This window comes from Rhodococcus sp. 1163 (genome assembly GCF_002091985.1).
Lineage (GTDB): Bacteria > Actinomycetota > Actinomycetes > Mycobacteriales > Mycobacteriaceae > Rhodococcoides.
The window spans coordinates 1-19,108 of sequence record NZ_MKKX01000020.1; the positions used below are offsets into that span (position 1 = coordinate 1).

The following is a 19,108-nucleotide window of genomic DNA, read 5'->3' on the forward strand; positions in this document are numbered from 1 at the left end:
CCTGTATCCGTCTTGCCTAGAAAGAAACACACTCACGCGTGTTCTCTCAGGACCCAACAGTATGCCGATATAGACCACGCCGGCCGACCACCAAGGATCAACCGATACGCACGATCTCATTGTCAGTGTTCCACCCGTGAGCTCCCGCAGATTCACATATGGAACCTAAACGGGCTCTGCCAGAACATCATCCAACACCTGTGTGCTGGTACATCTTCTGGAGAATGCTCCTTAGAAAGGAGGTGATCCAGCCGCACCTTCCGGTACGGCTACCTTGTTACGACTTCGTCCCAATCGCCGATCCCACCTTCGACGGCTCCCTCCCACAAGGGGTTAGGCCACCGGCTTCGGGTGTTACCGACTTTCATGACGTGACGGGCGGTGTGTACAAGGCCCGGGAACGTATTCACCGCAGCGTTGCTGATCTGCGATTACTAGCGACTCCGACTTCACGGGGTCGAGTTGCAGACCCCGATCCGAACTGAGACCAGCTTTAAGGGATTCGCTCCACCTCACGGTCTCGCAGCCCTCTGTACTGGCCATTGTAGCATGTGTGAAGCCCTGGACATAAGGGGCATGATGACTTGACGTCGTCCCCACCTTCCTCCGAGTTGACCCCGGCAGTCTCTTACGAGTCCCCGCCATAACGCGCTGGCAACATAAGATAGGGGTTGCGCTCGTTGCGGGACTTAACCCAACATCTCACGACACGAGCTGACGACAGCCATGCACCACCTGTACACCGACCACAAGGGGGGCCGTATCTCTACGGCTTTCCGGTGTATGTCAAACCCAGGTAAGGTTCTTCGCGTTGCATCGAATTAATCCACATGCTCCGCCGCTTGTGCGGGCCCCCGTCAATTCCTTTGAGTTTTAGCCTTGCGGCCGTACTCCCCAGGCGGGGCGCTTAATGCGTTAGCTACGGCACAGATTCCGTGGAAGGAACCCACACCTAGCGCCCACCGTTTACGGCGTGGACTACCAGGGTATCTAATCCTGTTTGCTACCCACGCTTTCGTTCCTCAGCGTCAGTTGTTTCCCAGAGACCCGCCTTCGCCACCGGTGTTCCTCCTGATATCTGCGCATTTCACCGCTACACCAGGAATTCCAGTCTCCCCTGAAACACTCAAGTCTGCCCGTATCGCCTGCAAGCCCGAAGTTGAGCCCCGGGTTTTCACAAACGACGCGACAAACCGCCTACGAACTCTTTACGCCCAGTAATTCCGGACAACGCTCGCACCCTACGTATTACCGCGGCTGCTGGCACGTAGTTAGCCGGTGCTTCTTCTGCAGGTACCGTCACTTGCGCTTCGTCCCTGCTGAAAGAGGTTTACAACCCGAAGGCCTTCATCCCTCACGCGGCGTCGCTGCATCAGGCTTTCGCCCATTGTGCAATATTCCCCACTGCTGCCTCCCGTAGGAGTCTGGGCCGTGTCTCAGTCCCAGTGTGGCCGGTCACCCTCTCAGGTCGGCTACCCGTCGTCGCCTTGGTAGGCCATTACCCCACCAACAAGCTGATAGGCCGCGGGCCCATCCTGCACCGATAAATCTTTCCACCCACCCCCATGCGAGAGCAGGTCATATCCGGTATTAGACCCAGTTTCCCAGGCTTATCCCAGAGTGCAGGGCAGATCACCCACGTGTTACTCACCCGTTCGCCGCTCGTGTACCCCGAAGGGCCTTACCGCTCGACTTGCATGTGTTAAGCACGCCGCCAGCGTTCGTCCTGAGCCAGGATCAAACTCTCCGTAAAAGACTCTAGATATCACAGCCGAAGCTGCTAATCAGTCAAAGACATAAGAGCCAAATCACTAGCAAAAAAACTCAACTAGCTATAAAACAACACCCAACCATAACCACCACAAGCGGATGATCATCGACATCGGATGCTTTCACCAAATATAAAATTCGGCACTGACATTCATCGACACACTGTTGAGTTCTCAAAGAACACGCACACACCACACACCCACGAAAACAATGTTCTCGCAGCGCCTGGGGCAACCGTTCCAGCCTAGCTAATCCAAGCGACCGAGTCAATAACCCCGTCACATCGGATCACCCGGACACGACAACACCATCTTGCCGAACCAGGATTTTCAGTGCAAACCCCGTACAACCTCGTGTCCCGGTCTGTGAAGACCCGGTCGGTGTCCGGCTCGCTCTGACTTGGATAAAGTTACGCGCAGGAGAACAACGCGTCAAATCCCCAGGTCACTGCAAGTCTGCCGTCCAAAATCCGTGGTGGCAGGAGGTCCGGGCTCCTATTACTGACTCTTCCGCCCGAATCACACGCATGTGACTCCGGCCACCACTTTGTCGACTACAACGATCCGGTGATCTGTACTCCGGCAAAGTTTCGCTTTCCACGGCGTACCACCAGCCATTGCCCGTGAAGAAGGTCGCCGGCACTCGGTGTCCAGTCCTCGGTGACGACCTTCTGGTTGTTCACCGAAGCACCGCCTTCCTTTACGGCCCGCCGCGCCGCACCCTTACTGTCCGAGAGCCCGGTGGCTACGAGAAGATCGACAATCGTCTTGGGCTCGCCCTCCTGAACCTGTGCAATCGACGCCTCGCGCAGTGCCGCGGCAAGAGTTGTCTCGTCGAGCTCACCCAGTTCCGCGCGGCCGAACAACGCCTGGCTGGCAAGCTCCACCGCACGGGTGTTCGCTTCACCGTGAACCAGGGTCGTCATCTCGGCCGCAAGGCGACGCTGCGCCTCGCGGGCATGGGGTCGCTCCTTGGTTGCAAGGTCCAGCTCATCCAGCTCGGCTCGGTCCAGGAAGGTGAACCAGCGAAGGTACTTCACCACGTCGGCGTCGCCGGTGTTCACGAAGTACTGGTACCAGGCGTACGGGCTGGTCATCTCGGGGTCGAGCCACAAGCTGCCCCCACCGGTGGACTTGCCGAACTTTTTTCCATCTGCAGACGTGACCAACGGGACCGTCATCCCATGCACGGACTCTGCGTCCTGGCGCCTGTTCAGTTCCACCCCTGCAACGATGTTCCCCCACTGATCGGACCCACCGATCTGTAGCGAGCACCCGTACGTGCGCCTCAACTGCACGTAGTCGTTCGCTTGCAGAAGCATGTAACTGAACTCGGTGTAGGACATACCGTCGCCGTCGAGCCGCTTCTTCACCGTGTCCCGTGCCAGCATCACGTTGATGGAGAAATACTTGCCGATGTCCCGCAAGAAATCGATCGCCGACAGCTCGCCGGTCCAGTGCAGGTTGTTCTCTACGATCGCGCCCGTCGGAGTCTCGTCGAATTCGACGAACCTCTCGAGCTGTCCGCGGATTCGATCGGACCAGTCGCGGACGGTATCGGAGGAGTTCATGGTCCGCTCCCCCACGTCCCGCGGGTCGCCGATCAGGCCCGTCGCGCCGCCCGCCATGACGATGGGGCGATGACCGGCGCGCTGAAAGCGCTTCAGTGCGAGCAACGGAACCAGGTGACCCGCATGCAGGCTGGGACCGGTTGGATCGAAGCCCGCATACAGAGTGATCGGCCCCGCCTCGGTCGCCTTCTTCAGCTCGTCCACATCGGTGGACTGCGCGATGAGCCCTCGCCAGGTCAATTCGTCGATTATGTTCTCACTCACGCGTTCGATTCTCCCGCATGTGCGTTAGGACGCCGTCGTCAGGCCTCCGGCTCACCCACCAGTCGAGCCTTCGGACTGCGCCGGTAGCTCGATACCGCCGAAGACCCTCGAATCCAGAATCGCCATTCTCTTTCTGCCGCAACACTGACCCCCACGCGAGGGCCGGATGCGATCTCAACGGGACTCGCAGCAACCAGGGGCCATGCCAGAGTGATCGACGAATCTGAGTCGAGCAGCACTGTTCCGTTGTCTTCGAGACCGATTCCAAGTGCGCTGCCGAGATTTCCCGGCCCCCTGGCCAAGGCGGCAGCCGATCGTGCGGCTGGGCGCCGCGCCGCCACGATGTCGTGGCCGGCAACAACCTCACCTGCCCGAAGAAGCACGGCGGCGGGTGTCCCGTCGGGACCACAGCTGACGTTCATGCAGAGGTGCATTCCGTAGCTGAGGTAGACGTACAGGCGACCCGCGGGCCCGAACATCACCGCGTTGCGGTTCGTCTGACCGCGATACGAGTGCGCGGCCGGGTCCGGCCACGGACCGTCGACCGGTCCGCCGTATGCCTCTACTTCGACGATTCGAACCGCGACGCCGCCGGCAGTCAAAGTGCCACCGAGTATCCGTCGTGCCATCGCCGGAGGGTCACCGTATTCGAGTTCTGCCAGGTCCACGTGTCCTATCATCTCGTCCCTTGACCGCTGGCCATCGCCGGGGTTATAAATTCATCATGCGATGAAATCATCAAACGATGAGATCCAGGAGGCGCCGCCATGTCTGTCGATTCGGTGAATGCAGTCGAGATTACGAACCTCAACGTTCGGCGCCGAAAAAGAGTGGCTCTCGATGATGTGAACTTGTCCATCCCACGCGGCACCATCACGGGGCTTCTCGGACCCTCCGGATGCGGAAAGTCGACGCTGATGCGGGCCATCGTCGGTACTCAGATAGTCCAGAGCGGAACGGTCACCGTGCTCGGCTTCCCTGCCGGGTCCACACGCCTGCGTGCCACTGTCGGCTACGTCGCGCAAGCCCCCAGCGTCTACGGCGATCTGACGGTTCGCGAGAACGTTGCCTACTTCGCCGCACTGTTCGGACGCACAGCCGCATCTGCAGACTCAGCCATCGAGTCCGTCGGACTCACCGACCATGCATCGTCGCCGGCGGGTGAATTGTCCGGCGGTCAACTGGGTCGGGTATCGCTGGCAAGTGCACTGGTCGCGGAGCCCGAATTCATCGTCCTCGACGAACCGACCGTCGGACTGGATCCTGTACTCCGTGCCGAGCTGTGGAAACGATTTGCCGACCTCGCCGCATCCGGCACCACAATTCTGGTGTCCAGTCACGCCATGGAAGAGGCCGATCACTGCAGTCGACTGATCTTGATGCGCGACGGCAGAGTATTGGCGCAGCTCAGTCCAGCCGAACTCCGCTCCCGGACGGGTGAAACGAGCCTCGAACAAGCATTCCTCTCGTTGATCCTCTCCACGGCATCGATCGAGGCGGCGTCGTGAGCGCGCGCATCTACGCCGCGGGTACCGGGCGGATCCTGCGACAACTGCGGGCTGATCGTCGAACCGTCGCGATGATCTTGCTGGTCCCATCACTACTGATGGTGTTGCTTTATTTCCTGTACGCGAATGTTCCGACACCGGCCGGCCAGCAGTCGCTGTTCGACCGCATCGCAATCACGATGCTCGGCATCCTCCCGTTCGTGGTGATGTTCCTGATCACCTCCATCGCGATGCAACGTGAACGAACTTCGGGAACCCTCGAACGACTACTGACGACTCCGATGTCGAAGTTGGAGTTGTTGGGGAGCTACGGGTCGGCATTTTCCGTAGCCGCACTCGGTCAAGCCCTCCTCGCCTGCACGGTAACTTTCGGGGCACTCGGATTGACGACGGCCGGACCAGCCGTGTGGGTTGTCGTCATTGCTGTGCTCGTGGCGATGTTGGGCGTGTCGATCGGTCTACTGTGCAGCGCCTTCGCGAAAACCGAGTTCCAGGCAGTTCAATTCATGCCCTTGGTAGTGCTTCCGCAGTTCTTCCTGTGTGGCCTGCTCGTTCCGCGTGATCAGATGCCGGACTGGCTGCACATCATCAGTAACTTTCTGCCACTCACCTACGCCGTCGATGCACTGCAAGAAGTCTCGCTGCACACCGGCGTGACCGGGAGAATGGGGGCCGACATAGCGGTGGTCGCCGGCTTCACCGTGCTCGCTCTTTGTGCTGGAGCGGCAACGCTGCGACGGAGAACCCCGTGACCGAAGCGAACGGTGTCGGAAGCAAATCAGGGCGAAGGCCAGGGCAATCGAAAACCCGGGAGGCGATCCTTGCGTCCGCTCGCACCCGGTTCGCGCAGTCCGGTTTCGATACGACCTCCATCCGCAGCGTCGCTGCCGATGCAGGCGTCGACTCTGCACTCGTCCACCACTACTTCGGCACCAAACGAGGCCTGTTCGTTGCAGCCATTGCACTCCCCGCAGACCCAGCCGAAGTTCTGGAACCTGTCGCAGCTGCCGACAACGACGACCTTGGTCGCGCCCTGGCTACTGCAATTCTGGGAGTGTGGGACTCGAAAGACGGTGAAGCCGTCATCGCAGCGTTCCGATCCATGATCGCATCCGGGGACACGACGTTGATCGGTACATTTCTCTTGCAGGTCGCACTCCGCGACGTCGCGAAAAGAGTCGACAGCCCGATCGGCTCGGCGCTCGAACGCGTGAACCTCGTCGCGTCACAAATGGCTGGACTGCTGCTCGCCCGGCACATACTCGCGCTCGAACCACTGGCGTCGATGCCCGTCGCGCGGGTTGTCGACTGGGTAGCCCCGATCCTGCAGCAATACCTCACCGGGCCGATGCCCGAAAATAGCGACTAGGACTGCGCCCGCGCCACAATCGACTCGTGCTCGGCCTGATCCACGTCTCGCGCCTCATCTACCAGCAACACAGGAATCCCATTCTCGATCGGGTAAGCGCGCTGCAGTCGGGGGTTGTACAACAGTTCGTCTTCTACGAGTAGCAACGGCCCCTTGTCCACGGGGCAAGCAAGAATGCTGAGGAGCGTCTGATCGATAGCCACTGAAGTCCTTCTCTCGGTGTTGTCCTACCTGGCCGGAGCGAAGTCCGTGCGATCAACTTATCCGATGACCGATCCATCGCAGCCTCGACTGCCTACGGAGGCTCTGTCAGCTCTTCGTGAACTGTTCGGCGACAACCGCTTTGGTCAACCGTCGGTAAGACCCCGAGTCGGCGTCGTAGTACCAGGACCTGACACCCGGAGCCGGAACCCCAGCTCTCTGCAGTTCGGTCATCTTCGGCCGGAACGCACGAGAAAGCGAAATTTCGTCGACGATGTGGACGATGTCGGGGCGCTGCGCCGGCAGCAACACTGCCAACACATCGCTTACGGTTTTGACCGGTAGCGAGTTGTCGCCCCGCACGGACACCCCGCAGACTGCAATCTCGTCGACACGTCGATCCGAACGGTGATGTTCTCTACTCGAGCCGATCGGATCTACGCCGTACACGACCACCGACACGACGTCCTCGACGTCACCGAACGCGTCGATGATCGGCTGAGTGAAGACCGGTCCGCGTCGAGCCTTCACGACGGTGTCCTTGCGGTCGACGAGCCAGAAGTCCCCGTCGGAGTCGCGTCGAAACAGATTCTCCGTCGGAATCCACGAGTCTCCTGGCTGGAAGACATCGCGCATCAGCGGACTGGTGACCTCGCCGTCGCTTCCTGGACGACCGAGTAGAAGGCCGACCTCATCGTCTCGGCACATGCGAACGAAACCGTCTTCGTCCTCCTCGAGCCGGGCGTTGATCGGATCGTAGGCGGCAAGTGCCACCCTGGCGCTCCCCGGAAGCGGTCGGCCCTTGGAGCCGATTTTCGAACCGCCGACGTTGGCGAGGATGACGTCGTTCTCGGTGGAGGCATAGAACTCGAGCACCCGCGCAGGCGCGAACCGCTCGAGCGTCCGCTTCCAGAGTCCGACGGGCATTCCGGACCCGATGAAGAGTCGAACCGGATGACTGAGGTCCAGAGCCGATAGCTCGTCGTCGAGGATCGCCTGCATCATCGCCCAGGTGTAGCTGATGACGGTGACCCCGTAACGAGATACCTCCTCGGCGAATCTGGTCGGTTCGAGACCACGCGAGAGCGCTATGCGCGAACCGCCGGCAAGCGCACCGCCCACGCTGACCAGTAAACCGGCGGAATGATGAAGAGGGGCAAGGCAATACACCGTGTCGCCACTACCCAAAGCCGCTGCTGTTGCAGTGCCGAACGCAGACAGGGCCCAACGATGATTGGTGATGAAGCGCGGTTCCAACCCACGTTCGGTCGGGTTGAACAGCACCACCGCGAGTTCACGGGCACGGCCAGGATCCGGTGAGTACCACGCGGGCAATCGCACCGAGTCCGGATCGATCAGTTCGAGATCGACGACATCGGAACCCGAGGGGATATCGAGAGTTCGAGCGTCTCCGCCACCCAGAACGAGTACGTTGGCGGCCACCGAAGTCGCTGCTTTCATGTTCTCGGGATCGGCGATGACGGTGTCGACGTCGATCGCTAGCAGTGCGCTCTCGAGATCTCCACCCGGTGGGAAAAGTACTGCGACAGCGCCGATACGCGACAACGCTGCGATGGCCGCCAGCGCGCTGGGGCGAGTGTCCATCAGTACACCGATGCGAGCGGACGGCCTGACACCCGACGCGAGCAGCCCTCGGACCACATTGTCGATACGAGCATTGACAGCCCGGTAGGTGTGGACACGGTCGTCGAACAGAAAGCACTCACCGTTGGGCGACTTTCGTCCCTGTTCCGCGATGAGTCGTCCCAGGCTCACCAGAGTGTGGGGTTGCATCTGACCGAGTCGCGCCAACCTCGGCAAGGTTCGTACGGCCTCGGTGGAGATCTCGCGAGTGCCACGCATCGCGCCCGTTGCAGCAGCTGCGAGTCCACGGCCGACCCCTACGCCGACTTCGGCAATCGAGGCTGCAGTGTGGATGATCCGGTTGCTCACCGACACACCACTGTCGGTGTCCTGGTGCTCGTCGTACATCATTTCGTGCGCTGCCTCGGGCTTGTCTCCCAGACCCTCACGCCAACGAATCCACTCTCCCGTTGTCGGCCACGTCTGTGATGCTGCCAAACTCCCGACTACGAGCCCGAAATGTCCTGCGCGCAGCGTACTCTCGTACACTTCTGCGCGCGGCGCTGCCCGCCTGATGCCGCGCACGGCCAGCGGTTGCCCGATGTCGTCGACCTCGCCGAGGAACGCGAGAACCGGAACCGTCAGATTCGACAAGGTGAGCAGGCGATCCTTGATGACGAACCCGCCGGTCATCATTCTGTTGTGCACTACGAATTGCTTCAAAAGCTCCGCAACAGCGGGACCCGACCACGCGACCCAGCCGTCGAGCGCCAAGAAACGACGCTGTGGTTCACGCGGAAGCAACGCCTCGCGGTCGTGGAGTTGTCGTAGAAAATCGAGCCGAGATCGCACGGTCTTGGCTGGATCGAGCAGTTGAAATCCGGTACGGGCCATCCATCCGGACACCGCCAGCCGAGTGAAGACGTGGTCGGCAAGGAATTCGGCGCCGCGCGTCGCCACGCCGGCTGGAATACCGAGCGGCAGTGCAGCCAGCGTATCGACGGGAGCGCCGAACGTGATGAGGCTGGCCAGGTTTCGTCCGCCGCGATAGGCAGCCGCTTGGTAACAGAACATCCCACCCTGGGAATAACCGGCAAGGTGGACGTCACGTCCGGTGTGCTCGTGAACTTTGTCGATGACCTCACTGATGGCTACGACATGATCGGCGAGGGTGCGACTCCAACCGCCTTCCTCGGTGTCGGGCGAACCGAAATCGACGACCCACGGATCGAGACCCATCCCGTGCAGAATCCCGGCGGCGCCGTGTTCGGTGGTCACGTCGTATACGTCCGCTGACACCATCATCGGTGGAACGAGAACGACCGGAGGCCTGGAATCGGTACCGAGGGCGTCGGGGAAATAGCGACGCAACTTGTACATCGGTTCTCGATCGACGATCTTGAAGGGAGATGGATCGACCTCGGTTTCGAGTCCACCCAAACGGAGGACTTCCAATCCGTTCTGTGCAGTTGCGATCGCACGTCGCAACGGTCCGCGCACCGCGTCTGCGTTCAGTCCCACAACTACAACTCCCGGTTCAATCCCCTGCATTTCGGGATACGGACTCCGACCGCCCACTTGCCACGTTTCCGCAAGCTTGCCACACGACCGTCAGAAATCCGGCGAACATGACTGTTTTGCGTCTCAGTGCGCTCCGATGCCCGAATCGACCCAATTCCGAAGGCGGTCCGCCGTCGAACGAACTCCGTCCAACTGCTTGGCAACCTGAACCGCAGCAGTCCCGCCTCGTGAATCACGAGACGAGATAGATCCCTCTACGGTCAGAACGGTGCGCACCTCCGGCGTCAGAGCCGGGTCGATAGAGGACAACTCCTCATCGGTAAGTTCGGCCAAGCCCACACCGCGTGCCTCGGCTGCCTTCACACACGCACCTGCAGCTTCGTGCGCCACCCGGAACGGAATGCCCTGACGAACCAGCCACTCGGCGATATCGGTGGCCAGTGTGAAGCCTGCCGGCGCCAGTTCTGCCAGGCGATCGACGTGAAACTCGAGGGTCTGCACCAAACCGGCGAGAGCCGGAAGCAGCAACTCCAACTGGGCAACGGAGTCGAAGACCGGCTCCTTGTCTTCCTGCAAGTCCCTGTTGTACGCCAGAGGCTGAGCCTTCAGGGTTGCCAACAATCCCGTGAGATTTCCGATCAACCGACCGGATTTACCACGCGTCAGCTCCGCGACGTCGGGATTTTTCTTCTGCGGCATGATCGAACTTCCGGTGGACCACGCGTCGGCCAGCGTTACATAGCCGTACTCCGGCGTGCTCCACGAGATGATCTCCTCCGCCAGACGCGAGAGGTCGACGGCCGTCATCGCCAGGACGAAAGCCGCCTCAGCCGCGAAATCACGTGAGGAAGTTGCATCGATCGAGTTCTCCGCCGAAGAATCGAACCCCAACTCCGCGGCAATCTTCTCCGGGCTCAACCCGAGCGAGGAACCAGCCAACGCCCCCGATCCGTAGGGCGACACTGCGGCCCGGACGTCGAAGTCCACGAACCGCTGAACATCTCGCAGCAACGGATGAGTGTGAGCGAGGAGATGATGTGCCAGAAGAACCGGCTGCGCCGCCTGCGAATGCGTCTTTCCTGGCATGACGGCGCTCGAATGCGACGCAGCCTGCGTCGCAAGGGAATCCACTACATCGAGCACACCCGTCGATACCCGACGAACTGCGTCACGTAGCCACATCCGGAACAGTGTCGCGACTTGGTCGTTGCGTGAGCGGCCTGCCCGAAGACGTCCGCCGACCTCGGCTCCCACCCGGTCGATCAGACCCCGTTCCAGTGCACCGTGGACATCCTCGTCGGACTCCGCTGCCACGAAGGCGCCCGAGGCGACATCGTCGGCCAACCCCTGCAAACCAGCAAGCATAGCCTCGAGGTCCTGAGCCGTCAGCAAACCTGCGCCGTTGAGGACGCGGGCGTGTGCCATCGACGCCCGAATGTCGTAGGGCGCGAGCACCCAGTCGAAATGTGTGGATTTGCTCAGCGCAGCCATGGCCGCTGCGGGGCCGGACGCAAAGCGTCCGCCCCACAGTGACCCCTCGTTGGTGCCATGAGCCTCGGCCGAACTCACAATCCCAGCTCCCGCTTGTGGGCGATCTTCGACGACAACCCATGAAGCTGAACGAAGCCCTTGGCGGAAGACTGATCGAAAGTGTCGCCCTCGTCGTACGTCGCGAGGTTGAAGTCGTACAGCGACTTGTCGCTACGGCGTCCGTTGACGCTGATGGAACCCGCATGCAGTGCAAGGCGGATCTCGCCGGACACGTGCTCTTGGGTGTGCTCGTTGAACGTATCGAGGGCACCCTTGAGGGGGGAATACCACAGACCGTCGTACACCAGCTCGGCCCACTTCTGATCGGTGTGCCGCTTGTAGCGTCCTAGCTCACGCTCGAGGGTGACGTGCTCGAGCTCCTCGTGCGCGCGGATCAGGACCATCGCGCCGGGAGCCTCGTAGATCTCGCGGCTCTTGATGCCCACGAGACGGTCCTCGACGACGTCGAGACGGCCGACGCCCTGAGCGCCCGCCCGCGTGTTCAGTTCCTGGATCGCTTCGAGAACCGACACCGGACGGCCGTCGATGCTGACCGGGCGGCCCTTGTCGAAGCCGATGATGAGCTCGTCCGGGGCTGTCCAGTTGGCCGATGGGTCCTGGGTGTAGTCGTAGACGTCCTTCGTCGGGGCGTTCCACAGATCTTCGAGGAAGCCGGTTTCGACTGCACGGCCCCACACGTTCTGATCGATCGAGAAGGGCGACTTCTTGCTGACGTTGATCGGAATCTTGTTCTCTTCGGCGAACGCAATCGCCTTCTCCCTCGTCCAGGCGTAATCGCGAACAGGAGCGAGGACGTCGAGCTCGGGTGCCAGTGTGTTGAACCCGACCTCGAAGCGGACCTGGTCGTTGCCCTTACCGGTGCAACCATGCGCGACGACGGTGCCCCCGTGCGAACGAGCGGCCTCGACGAGATGCTTGACGATCAGCGGACGGCTGATCGCAGACACCAGCGGGTAGCGATCCATGTACAGCGCATTGTTCTGAATCGTCGGCAAGCAGTACTCGTCGGCGAACTCGTCTCGAGCGTCCACGACGACGGCCTCGACAGCACCACAATCGAGGGCGCGCTGGCGCACGACCTCCATGTCCTCACCGCCCTGACCCAGATCGATGGCGACGGCGACGACCTCTTTACCGGTCTCCTTGCCGATCCAGCTGATGGCGACGGAGGTGTCCAATCCACCCGAGTAGGCGAGAATGACGCGTTCGGCCATGATGTATGCGCTCCTTTGTAGCTGTGGGTAATTCTCGGTTTTGCCGTCTGCGGGACTGCTAATCCGCGCGTCTGGCCAATCTTTCCAGCTTGTCCGCGAGCTCTTGTCCGGTGAGTGGTTCGCGGGCGATCACCAAAATGGTGTCATCCCCGGCAATCGTTCCCACAATCTCCCTCAACGAGGCCCGGTCGAGCGCGCTGGCGAGGTAGTGCGCAGCGCCCGGCGGAGTTCGGAGAACAGCTTGATTTCCGCTCCAGTCCGTCGATACGAGCAGCTCGCCGAGCATGCGAGTGAGTCGGTCAGTTCCGCCGGATACGCCTCGAACAGGGCTACCGTCCTCGGGTACCACGTAGACTCCGGCGCCGCCGTCGGCCGCACGAAGTTTGACGGCTCCGAGCTCGTCGAGATCCCGCGAGAGTGTCGCCTGGGTTACATCGATACCTTCGGCGACCAGTAACGATGCAAGCTCCGGCTGACTGCGCACCTGGTGTGTCGACAGCAGGGACACGATGCGTGCCTGCCTGCCCGCCCGCGTAGACGCCGTCAGCGGCATCGACGACATCGACGACACCTGCTCGCTCACGGCCGTCGCGCCTGCTCTAGCAGCCAGACCAGCAGTGCCTTCTGTGCATGCAACCGGTTCTCGGCCTCGTCCCATACGACGCTGCGAGGCCCGTCGAGAACTTCGTCGGTGATCTCCTCCCCGCGATGTGCGGGCAAGCAATGCAGCACGACGGCGTCGGTCTTGGCGAGCGCCAACAGCTCCGCATCGATCCGGTACGGCCGGAACGGTGCGACGCGATCGAGTCCGTCGTTCTCCTGGCCCATCGAAGTCCACGTATCGGTGACCAGGGCGTCTGCGCCTGTCGCTGCGGCTTGCGGGTCGTCGGTGATCGTGATCGTGGCCCCCGTCTGCGCAGCACGCTCCCTAGCAGCCTCGAGAACGTAGTCCCGCGGTGCGAACTCCTTCGGCGCAGCAATCGTCACATTGATTCCTGCGGTGACGCCGCCGAGCAGAAGCGAATGCGCCATGTTGTTCGCGCCGTCACCGAAGTACGCGAGTTCGAGGCCCGTCAAAGAGCCCTTATGCTCGGCGAGAGTCTGCAGATCGGCGAGCACCTGGCACGGATGGAACTCGTCGGACAACGCATTGACGATCGGGACGGTGGCACCAGAGGCCATCTGTTCGAGTCGCTCCTGCCCGAACGTGCGCCACACCACCGCCTCGACGTAGCGCGAGAGCACCCTGCCCGTGTCCTGCAAAGTCTCTTCACGCCCCAGCTGAGTATCGCGGCCATCGACGACGACAGCATGACCGCCGAGCTGTGCAATCCCGATCTCGAAGGAAAAACGAGTTCGAGTGGAATTCTTCTCGAAGATGACTCCGACGCCCTGAGGCCCCTCGAGTGGTCGCTTCGAGAACGGAGCGCGCTTGAGTTCGGCGGCGATGGCCAGAACCTCGCCCTGTTGCTGCGGAGTCAGGTCGTCGTCCCGCAGGAAGTTGATCATTGCCATGGCTATTCCGTTTCCTGTGCTGAATCGAGAAGTGTGGGAAGCGCTGCGACGAACGATGCAGCTTGGTCCTCGGTCAGTACGAGTGGTGGAGCGAGACGCAACACATCGGGCTGCGCCGCGTTGATCAGGAATCCGGCTTCACGTGCGGCCGACTCGACGGCGGGCGCGACGGGCCGGGTCAGCACCACGCCGAGCAGCAGGCCTGCACCGCGGACTCGGTCGACGAGAGGGTGATTCAATTCCTCGATCGAATGAATGAGCAGCTTCCCCATCCGATCTGCATGCGAGATCAGATCGTCCTGTGCGATCGTGCGCAGGACCGCGAGGGCAGCGGCGGCACACACGGGATTCCCGCCGAACGTCGTGCCGTGTTTACCCGGGTGCAGCAAGGTGGCTGCCTCCCCGATACCGATGCAGGCACCGATCGGCAATCCGCCACCGAGGCCCTTGGCGAGCGTGATGACGTCCGGCACAATTCCCACGGCCTGGTGCGCGTAGAACCAGCCGGTGCGGCCGATGCCGGTCTGGACTTCGTCCAGAACCAACAGTGCGCCGTGACGGGCCGTGATCTCGCGAGCGGCGACGAGATACCCCTCGGGAGGAACGACAACGCCTCCCTCACCCATGATCGGTTCGAGGAACACCGCGGCAGTATCGGAATCGACCGCAGCCTCGAGCGCTGCAACATCGCCGTACGGCACGTGCTGAACGCCTGCAGGCATCGGTTCGAACGGTGCACGCTTGTCCGGCTGACCTGTCAACGCCAAGGCACCCATCGTGCGCCCATGGAACGACTTCTCTGCCGCAACGATGTTCGGTCGACCCGTCAACCGGGCAATCTTGAAGGCAGCCTCGTTGGCCTCAGTGCCCGAGTTGCACAAGAACACTCGACCCGACGCTTCCGCGCCGAGATTCGCGAGCAACTGTTCGGCCAGGGCGATTCCCGGTTCGCTCGCATACAGATTCGACGTGTGCCCCAGGGTCGACAACTGCGTGGTCACCGCTTCGATGACGGCGGGATGCGCGTGACCGAGGATGTTGACAGCTATCCCAGCGAGCAGGTCGAGGTATTCCTTGCCGTCCGCGTCGGTGACGACAGCGCCCTGACCGCGGACCAGAGCGACACGCGGCACGCCGTAATTGTTCATCAGCGAGTTCGACCACCGCGCCTGGAGATCGACAGTTGCGACATGGTCGGTCATAGCTGGTTTTCCTTTTCTGCGTGTTGGGCGGGATGCACCATCGTGCCGATTCCTTCGCCCGTGAAGAGTTCGACGAGAACCGAGTGCGGCACTCGGCCGTCGATGACGTGTGCCGACGGAACACCACCCAGAACTGCACGTAGGCAGGCTTCCATCTTGGGCACCATGCCTGCGTCGAGGGACGGCAGAAGCGCCGACAATGCGTCGACATCGATCTTCGACGTCAAAGAGGAACGATCGGGCCAATTGATGTACAGCCCTTCGACATCGGTGAGGACAACCAATTTCTCGGCGCCGATTGCTTCCGCCAGCGCTGCCGCGGCAGTATCTGCATTGATGTTGTGCACGACGCCGTCGGAATCGGGTGCGATGGTGGAGACCACTGGAATCCGGCCCGCGGCGATGAGATCGAGCACGGCATCCGGATTGACCGAGGTGACGTCGCCGACGAGGCCGATGTCGGTTTCGATGCCGTCGACCATCACCGTGCGTTTCGATGCGGTGAAAAGATGCGCATCTTCCCCGGAGATGCCGACGGCGTAGGGGCCGTGACTGTTGATCAGACCGACGAGCTCGCGACCTACCTGGCCGAACAGCACCATCCGCACGACATCCATGACCTCAGGGGTGGTGACGCGGAATCCTCCACGGAATTCCCCGTTCATGCCCAAGCGCGACAGCATCGCAGTTATCTGTGGTCCGCCGCCGTGCACGACAACCGGATGGATGCCGATGGTCCGCAGAAAAACCATGTCTGCGGCGAACGCACGCTTGAGATCCTCGTCGATCATGGCGTTGCCGCCGTACTTGACCACGATGATCTTGTCGTGAAACTTCTGCAGCCACGGCAGCGCACCCGCGAGCGTGTGCGCCTTCTGCGTAGCCGACAAATCCGACCCGGTCACGAGGAGTACGCCGAGTTCTCTTCGACGTAGGCATGTGAGAGATCGGTCGTGCGGATGACCACCGACGCGTCGCCGACACCCAGATCGATGGTCAACTCGATATCTTCACCCGACAGATCCACCTCGCGGGCGTCGGGAGCTCCGACACCATCGATGCATACCGGATGTCCATTGAACGAGACGCAGAGTCGGTCGGGATCGAGCTCGATCGGCGCAATACCGATTGCGGCCAGCACTCGGCCCCAGTTCGGGTCAGAACCGAACAGCGCTGTTTTCACGAGACTGTCACGCGCGACCGTTCGGGCACCGATCAGTGCGTCGTCCTCAGATACCGCCCCGGACACCTTCACGAGAATGCGCTTGGTGACGCCTTCTGCGTCGGCCATCAGCTGATCTGCCAGATCATCACAGACAGCAAGTACTGCAGCGTCGAGATCGTCCTGGGACGGTGTCACCCCGCTCGCGCCCGAGGACAGAAGCAATACGGTGTCGTTCGTGGACGTCGCGCCGTCGACATCGAGCCGGTCGAAGGACAACCGGGTGGCGTTGCGCAGCGCGGTGTCGAGCTGGTCCGCGGTGGCAACGGCATCGGTCGTGACGACGCACAGCATCGTCGCGAGCGAGGGCGCGAGCATCCCTGCGCCCTTTGCCATTCCACCGACATTCCACTTGTCGACATGGTGAATCGCAGCTTGCTTGGGCACGGTGTCCGTCGTCATGATGGCATGTGCCGCATCGGTTCCGCCGGAAATACCACCGGCGAGCTCATGAACCACCTCGGTGACACCGGGTATCAGTTTGTCCATCGGCAACCTGTCACCGATCAGCCCGGTCGAACAGACTGCGACCTCGACAGCCCCGGTCTCGGTCCCCCAATTGCTGAGCGCTGCAGCCACTTCCTCCGCGGTGCGATGCGCATCCTGAAATCCGGGTGCACCCGTGCAGGCGTTGGCACCACCCGAGTTCAGGATGACCGCACGGAGCTTTCCGGTACGCAGCACCTGTTGCGACCACAGCACGGGTGCAGCTTTGACCTTGTTGCGGGTGAAGACGCCTGCCGCGGTCAGATCCGGGCCCTCGTTGAAGACCAACGCAAGGTCGGTTCTACCGCTGACCTTGATGCCTGCAGCGATTCCAGCGCCGCGAAAACCGGCGGAAGCCGTCACTCCCTGTGTCCGAACGAGTTTGCCCGGCAAGGCATGCGCATCAGCAAGACTGGTCACGGTGCAACTCCCACTGTCGAGAGACCGTCGGTCTCTGGTATTCCAAGGGCAAGATTCATCGATTGCACTGCGCCGCCTGCGGTGCCTTTGGCCAGATTGTCGATCGCACCGATGACGACGAGTAAACCGGCGTCGACATCGACCGACACACTGAGCTGCACTGCATTGGACCCGATCACAGCTCCTGTCTGCGGTAACCTGCCACCACCGAGTACGTGCACGAACGGCTCAGCGGCATAGGCCTTTTCGTACACCTCGATCGCCTGCTCCTGCGTCGCTGTCGTGACGGCTGTGCAGGTGGCGAGAATTCCGCGGGGCATGGGAGCGAGGATCGGAGTGAACGACACCGAGACCGGGACCGGCGACAGCGCAGAAAGATTTTGAATTATCTCCGGAGTGTGCCGATGGGCACCTGCGACCGCGTAAGCCCGCACAGAGCCCATGACTTCGGACCCGAGCAGGTCCGCCTTCGGGGCGCGTCCGGCCCCCGAAGTTCCGGTCACGGCAACAACATTGACACGCGGCTCGATGATGCCGGCAGCGACGGCCGGCGCGAGCGCAAGACTCGACACCGTCGGGTAGCAACCCGGCACAGCGATGCGCGTGGCACCGATGAGCTTCTCCCGCGCACCCGGCAATTCGGGCAGACCGTAAGGCCACGTCCCCGCGTGCGGAGTCTTGTAGTACTTCTCCCATGCGGATGGGTCGGTGAGGCGAAAGTCGGCACCGCAATCGATGATAACGACGGTCTCGGGAAGCTGATTCGCGATTTCTGCGGACTTGCCATGCGGAAGTCCCAGAAATACGACGTCGTGTCCGGCAAGTTCATCGATGGTCGTTTCGGACAGCACGCGATCTGCGAGCGGCAGTAGATGGGGATGGAAGTCCCCCAGTGCCGCGCCCGCATTACCTCCGGCGGTCAACGATCCGATGACGAGCGCTCCTGATCGCACGCCCGGGTGGCCGAGTAACAATCGCAGAATCTCGCCGCCGGCGTATCCGCTTGCCCCCGCGACTGCGATTCTCAGCGGAGCTGACCGCTCACCGTCTTTCGTAGCATCAACCATACGTTTGATTATGCACCATCATGCAAGCTCATTCATAGTTGGGGCGACCGAGCGCTCAACTGTCCTTCATCGACCGTCGGATCTCCTCGAGCTTCTTTCGGCCCGACTCCTGACGTTCGTTCCACTGCTCATCCAGCGTACGACCAGCCGGGCTGAGGTGATCGAGTTCCTCGGCGCCCAGCGCGGTACCCGTCCGAAGCTCGACTTTGTCCCGAACGTTGTCCCACGTCGGAACACCGTCTTCGCTGTATCCGGTCGGCGACCCATGGGCCGAGTAACCGGTGCTCACGCCTCCGATCGACTGATCGACGCCGCTGTCACCGACAACTTCGGCATCCAGAATACCCAACGGCGGGTCACCGAGCGGCTGGTCGATTTGCGGCCGCGTCAACCCCGGAACGTCGACATCCGGAATATCGCCCGGCGGAACCTTGCCAGGCTCGACACCACTACTGGCCGTATCTATTTCCGCCAGCAACGCCGATGCGGCGGCTTGGACCGGCGCGAGAGCCGGACGGCCGCCAACCGAAGCGAGCACCTCCCGCAGCACCGCTACATCGGATCGATCTTCTGCGCTACCAGTGCCCATGATTCCTCCTCTGTCCCGTGAGTCCGTGCCCCCACGCTACGGAAGAACGACAACG

General features: G+C 61.7%; 16 protein-coding genes and 1 rRNA gene. 3 read left to right on the forward strand and 14 right to left on the reverse strand.

The window, feature by feature from the left end; genetic code table 11:
- Positions 1 to 235: 235 nt before the first annotated feature.
- From BJD99_RS08940 to BJD99_RS08950, 3 genes are all read right to left on the reverse strand, one after another.
- A 16S ribosomal RNA gene (locus tag BJD99_RS08940) occupies positions 236 to 1,753 on the reverse strand.
- A gap of 570 nt (positions 1,754 to 2,323) precedes the next feature.
- A complete protein-coding gene (tyrS, locus tag BJD99_RS08945) occupies positions 2,324 to 3,604 on the reverse strand; it encodes a tyrosine--tRNA ligase (RefSeq protein ID WP_084346495.1) in 1,281 nt (426 codons plus the stop codon).
- Between the two features lie 38 nt (positions 3,605 to 3,642).
- Complete coding sequence (locus BJD99_RS08950) at positions 3,643 to 4,233, reverse strand: DNA-3-methyladenine glycosylase (protein ID WP_256895595.1); 591 nt, start codon at positions 4,231 to 4,233, stop codon at positions 3,643 to 3,645.
- A 138-nt stretch (positions 4,234 to 4,371) separates the two neighbouring features.
- Here BJD99_RS08950 and BJD99_RS08955 point away from each other — a divergent pair, with 138 nt between their 5' ends.
- The 3 genes from BJD99_RS08955 to BJD99_RS08965 are packed head-to-tail and all read left to right on the forward strand — an operon-like array spanning position 4,372 to position 6,481.
- Positions 4,372 to 5,112, forward strand: coding sequence for an ABC transporter ATP-binding protein (locus tag BJD99_RS08955; protein ID WP_084346497.1), 741 nt, complete (start codon positions 4,372 to 4,374; stop codon positions 5,110 to 5,112).
- Entirely contained in the window at positions 5,109 to 5,864 is a 756-nt protein-coding gene (locus BJD99_RS08960) for an ABC transporter permease (RefSeq protein WP_084346498.1), read from the forward strand. The genes BJD99_RS08955 and BJD99_RS08960 overlap by 4 nt, the downstream gene beginning before the upstream one ends.
- Complete coding sequence (locus BJD99_RS08965; RefSeq protein WP_084346499.1) at positions 5,861 to 6,481, forward strand: TetR family transcriptional regulator; 621 nt, start codon at positions 5,861 to 5,863, stop codon at positions 6,479 to 6,481. The genes BJD99_RS08960 and BJD99_RS08965 overlap by 4 nt, the downstream gene beginning before the upstream one ends.
- Here the strand turns inward: BJD99_RS08965 and BJD99_RS08970 are convergent.
- The 11 genes from BJD99_RS08970 to BJD99_RS09020 form a co-directional block, all read right to left on the reverse strand.
- Positions 6,478 to 6,684, reverse strand: coding sequence for a Trm112 family protein (locus tag BJD99_RS08970; RefSeq protein WP_084346500.1), 207 nt, complete (start codon positions 6,682 to 6,684; stop codon positions 6,478 to 6,480). The two genes, BJD99_RS08965 and BJD99_RS08970, sit on opposite strands and share 4 nt — an antisense overlap.
- A 106-nt stretch (positions 6,685 to 6,790) precedes the next feature.
- On the reverse strand, positions 6,791 to 9,817 hold the full coding sequence (locus tag BJD99_RS08975) for an AMP-binding protein (protein ID WP_084346501.1): 3,027 nt from the start codon (positions 9,815 to 9,817) through the stop codon (positions 6,791 to 6,793).
- A 93-nt stretch (positions 9,818 to 9,910) separates the two neighbouring features.
- Positions 9,911 to 11,356, reverse strand: a complete 1,446-nt coding sequence (gene argH, locus BJD99_RS08980) for an argininosuccinate lyase (RefSeq protein ID WP_373270528.1) — start codon at positions 11,354 to 11,356, stop codon at positions 9,911 to 9,913.
- Positions 11,353 to 12,552 (reverse strand): argininosuccinate synthase, encoded by a 1,200-nt coding sequence (locus tag BJD99_RS08985; protein ID WP_084346503.1) that lies wholly within the window; start codon positions 12,550 to 12,552, stop codon positions 11,353 to 11,355. The genes argH and BJD99_RS08985 overlap by 4 nt, the downstream gene beginning before the upstream one ends.
- Before the next feature lie 58 nt (positions 12,553 to 12,610).
- Positions 12,611 to 13,105 (reverse strand): arginine repressor, encoded by a 495-nt coding sequence (locus BJD99_RS08990; protein ID WP_256895596.1) that lies wholly within the window; start codon positions 13,103 to 13,105, stop codon positions 12,611 to 12,613.
- Positions 13,106 to 13,131: 26 nt separating this feature from the next.
- On the reverse strand, positions 13,132 to 14,067 hold the full coding sequence (gene argF / locus BJD99_RS08995) for an ornithine carbamoyltransferase (protein WP_084346504.1): 936 nt from the start codon (positions 14,065 to 14,067) through the stop codon (positions 13,132 to 13,134).
- 2 nt (positions 14,068 to 14,069) lie between these two features.
- The gene (locus BJD99_RS09000) at positions 14,070 to 15,269 is read right to left on the reverse strand and encodes an acetylornithine transaminase (RefSeq protein ID WP_084346505.1); all 1,200 of its coding nucleotides are present in this window, start codon (positions 15,267 to 15,269) and stop codon (positions 14,070 to 14,072) included.
- Positions 15,266 to 16,174: an acetylglutamate kinase gene (argB, locus tag BJD99_RS09005; RefSeq protein WP_084346506.1), complete on the reverse strand. Its 909-nt coding sequence runs from the start codon at positions 16,172 to 16,174 to the stop codon at positions 15,266 to 15,268. Before argB ends, BJD99_RS09000 begins: the two co-directional genes overlap by 4 nt.
- A complete protein-coding gene (argJ, locus tag BJD99_RS09010; protein ID WP_084346507.1) occupies positions 16,171 to 17,397 on the reverse strand; it encodes a bifunctional glutamate N-acetyltransferase/amino-acid acetyltransferase ArgJ in 1,227 nt (408 codons plus the stop codon). Before argJ ends, argB begins: the two co-directional genes overlap by 4 nt.
- Complete coding sequence (argC, locus tag BJD99_RS09015) at positions 17,394 to 18,464, reverse strand: N-acetyl-gamma-glutamyl-phosphate reductase (protein ID WP_084346508.1); 1,071 nt, start codon at positions 18,462 to 18,464, stop codon at positions 17,394 to 17,396. Before argC ends, argJ begins: the two co-directional genes overlap by 4 nt.
- A 55-nt stretch (positions 18,465 to 18,519) precedes the next feature.
- On the reverse strand, positions 18,520 to 19,053 hold the full coding sequence (locus BJD99_RS09020) for a hypothetical protein (protein WP_084346509.1): 534 nt from the start codon (positions 19,051 to 19,053) through the stop codon (positions 18,520 to 18,522).
- Between the last annotated feature and the right edge of the window lie 55 nt (positions 19,054 to 19,108).

Excerpts from the sequence above, each read along its gene's own strand:
- BJD99_RS08950 (WP_256895595.1), bottom strand. The coding sequence starts at position 4,233 with ATGGCACGACGGATACTCGGTGGCACTTTGACTGCCGGCGGCGTCGCG.
- BJD99_RS08955 (WP_084346497.1), top strand. The coding sequence starts at position 4,372 with ATGTCTGTCGATTCGGTGAATGCAGTCGAGATTACGAACCTCAACGTT.
- BJD99_RS08975 (WP_084346501.1), bottom strand. The coding sequence starts at position 9,817 with ATGCAGGGGATTGAACCGGGAGTTGTAGTTGTGGGACTGAACGCAGAC.
- BJD99_RS08985 (WP_084346503.1), bottom strand. The coding sequence starts at position 12,552 with ATGGCCGAACGCGTCATTCTCGCCTACTCGGGTGGATTGGACACCTCC.
- BJD99_RS08990 (WP_256895596.1), bottom strand. The coding sequence starts at position 13,105 with ATGCCGCTGACGGCGTCTACGCGGGCGGGCAGGCAGGCACGCATCGTG.
- argF (WP_084346504.1), bottom strand. The coding sequence starts at position 14,067 with ATGGCAATGATCAACTTCCTGCGGGACGACGACCTGACTCCGCAGCAA.
- BJD99_RS09000 (WP_084346505.1), bottom strand. The coding sequence starts at position 15,269 with ATGACCGACCATGTCGCAACTGTCGATCTCCAGGCGCGGTGGTCGAAC.
- argC (WP_084346508.1), bottom strand. The coding sequence starts at position 18,464 with ATGGTTGATGCTACGAAAGACGGTGAGCGGTCAGCTCCGCTGAGAATC.
- BJD99_RS09020 (WP_084346509.1), bottom strand. The coding sequence starts at position 19,053 with ATGGGCACTGGTAGCGCAGAAGATCGATCCGATGTAGCGGTGCTGCGG.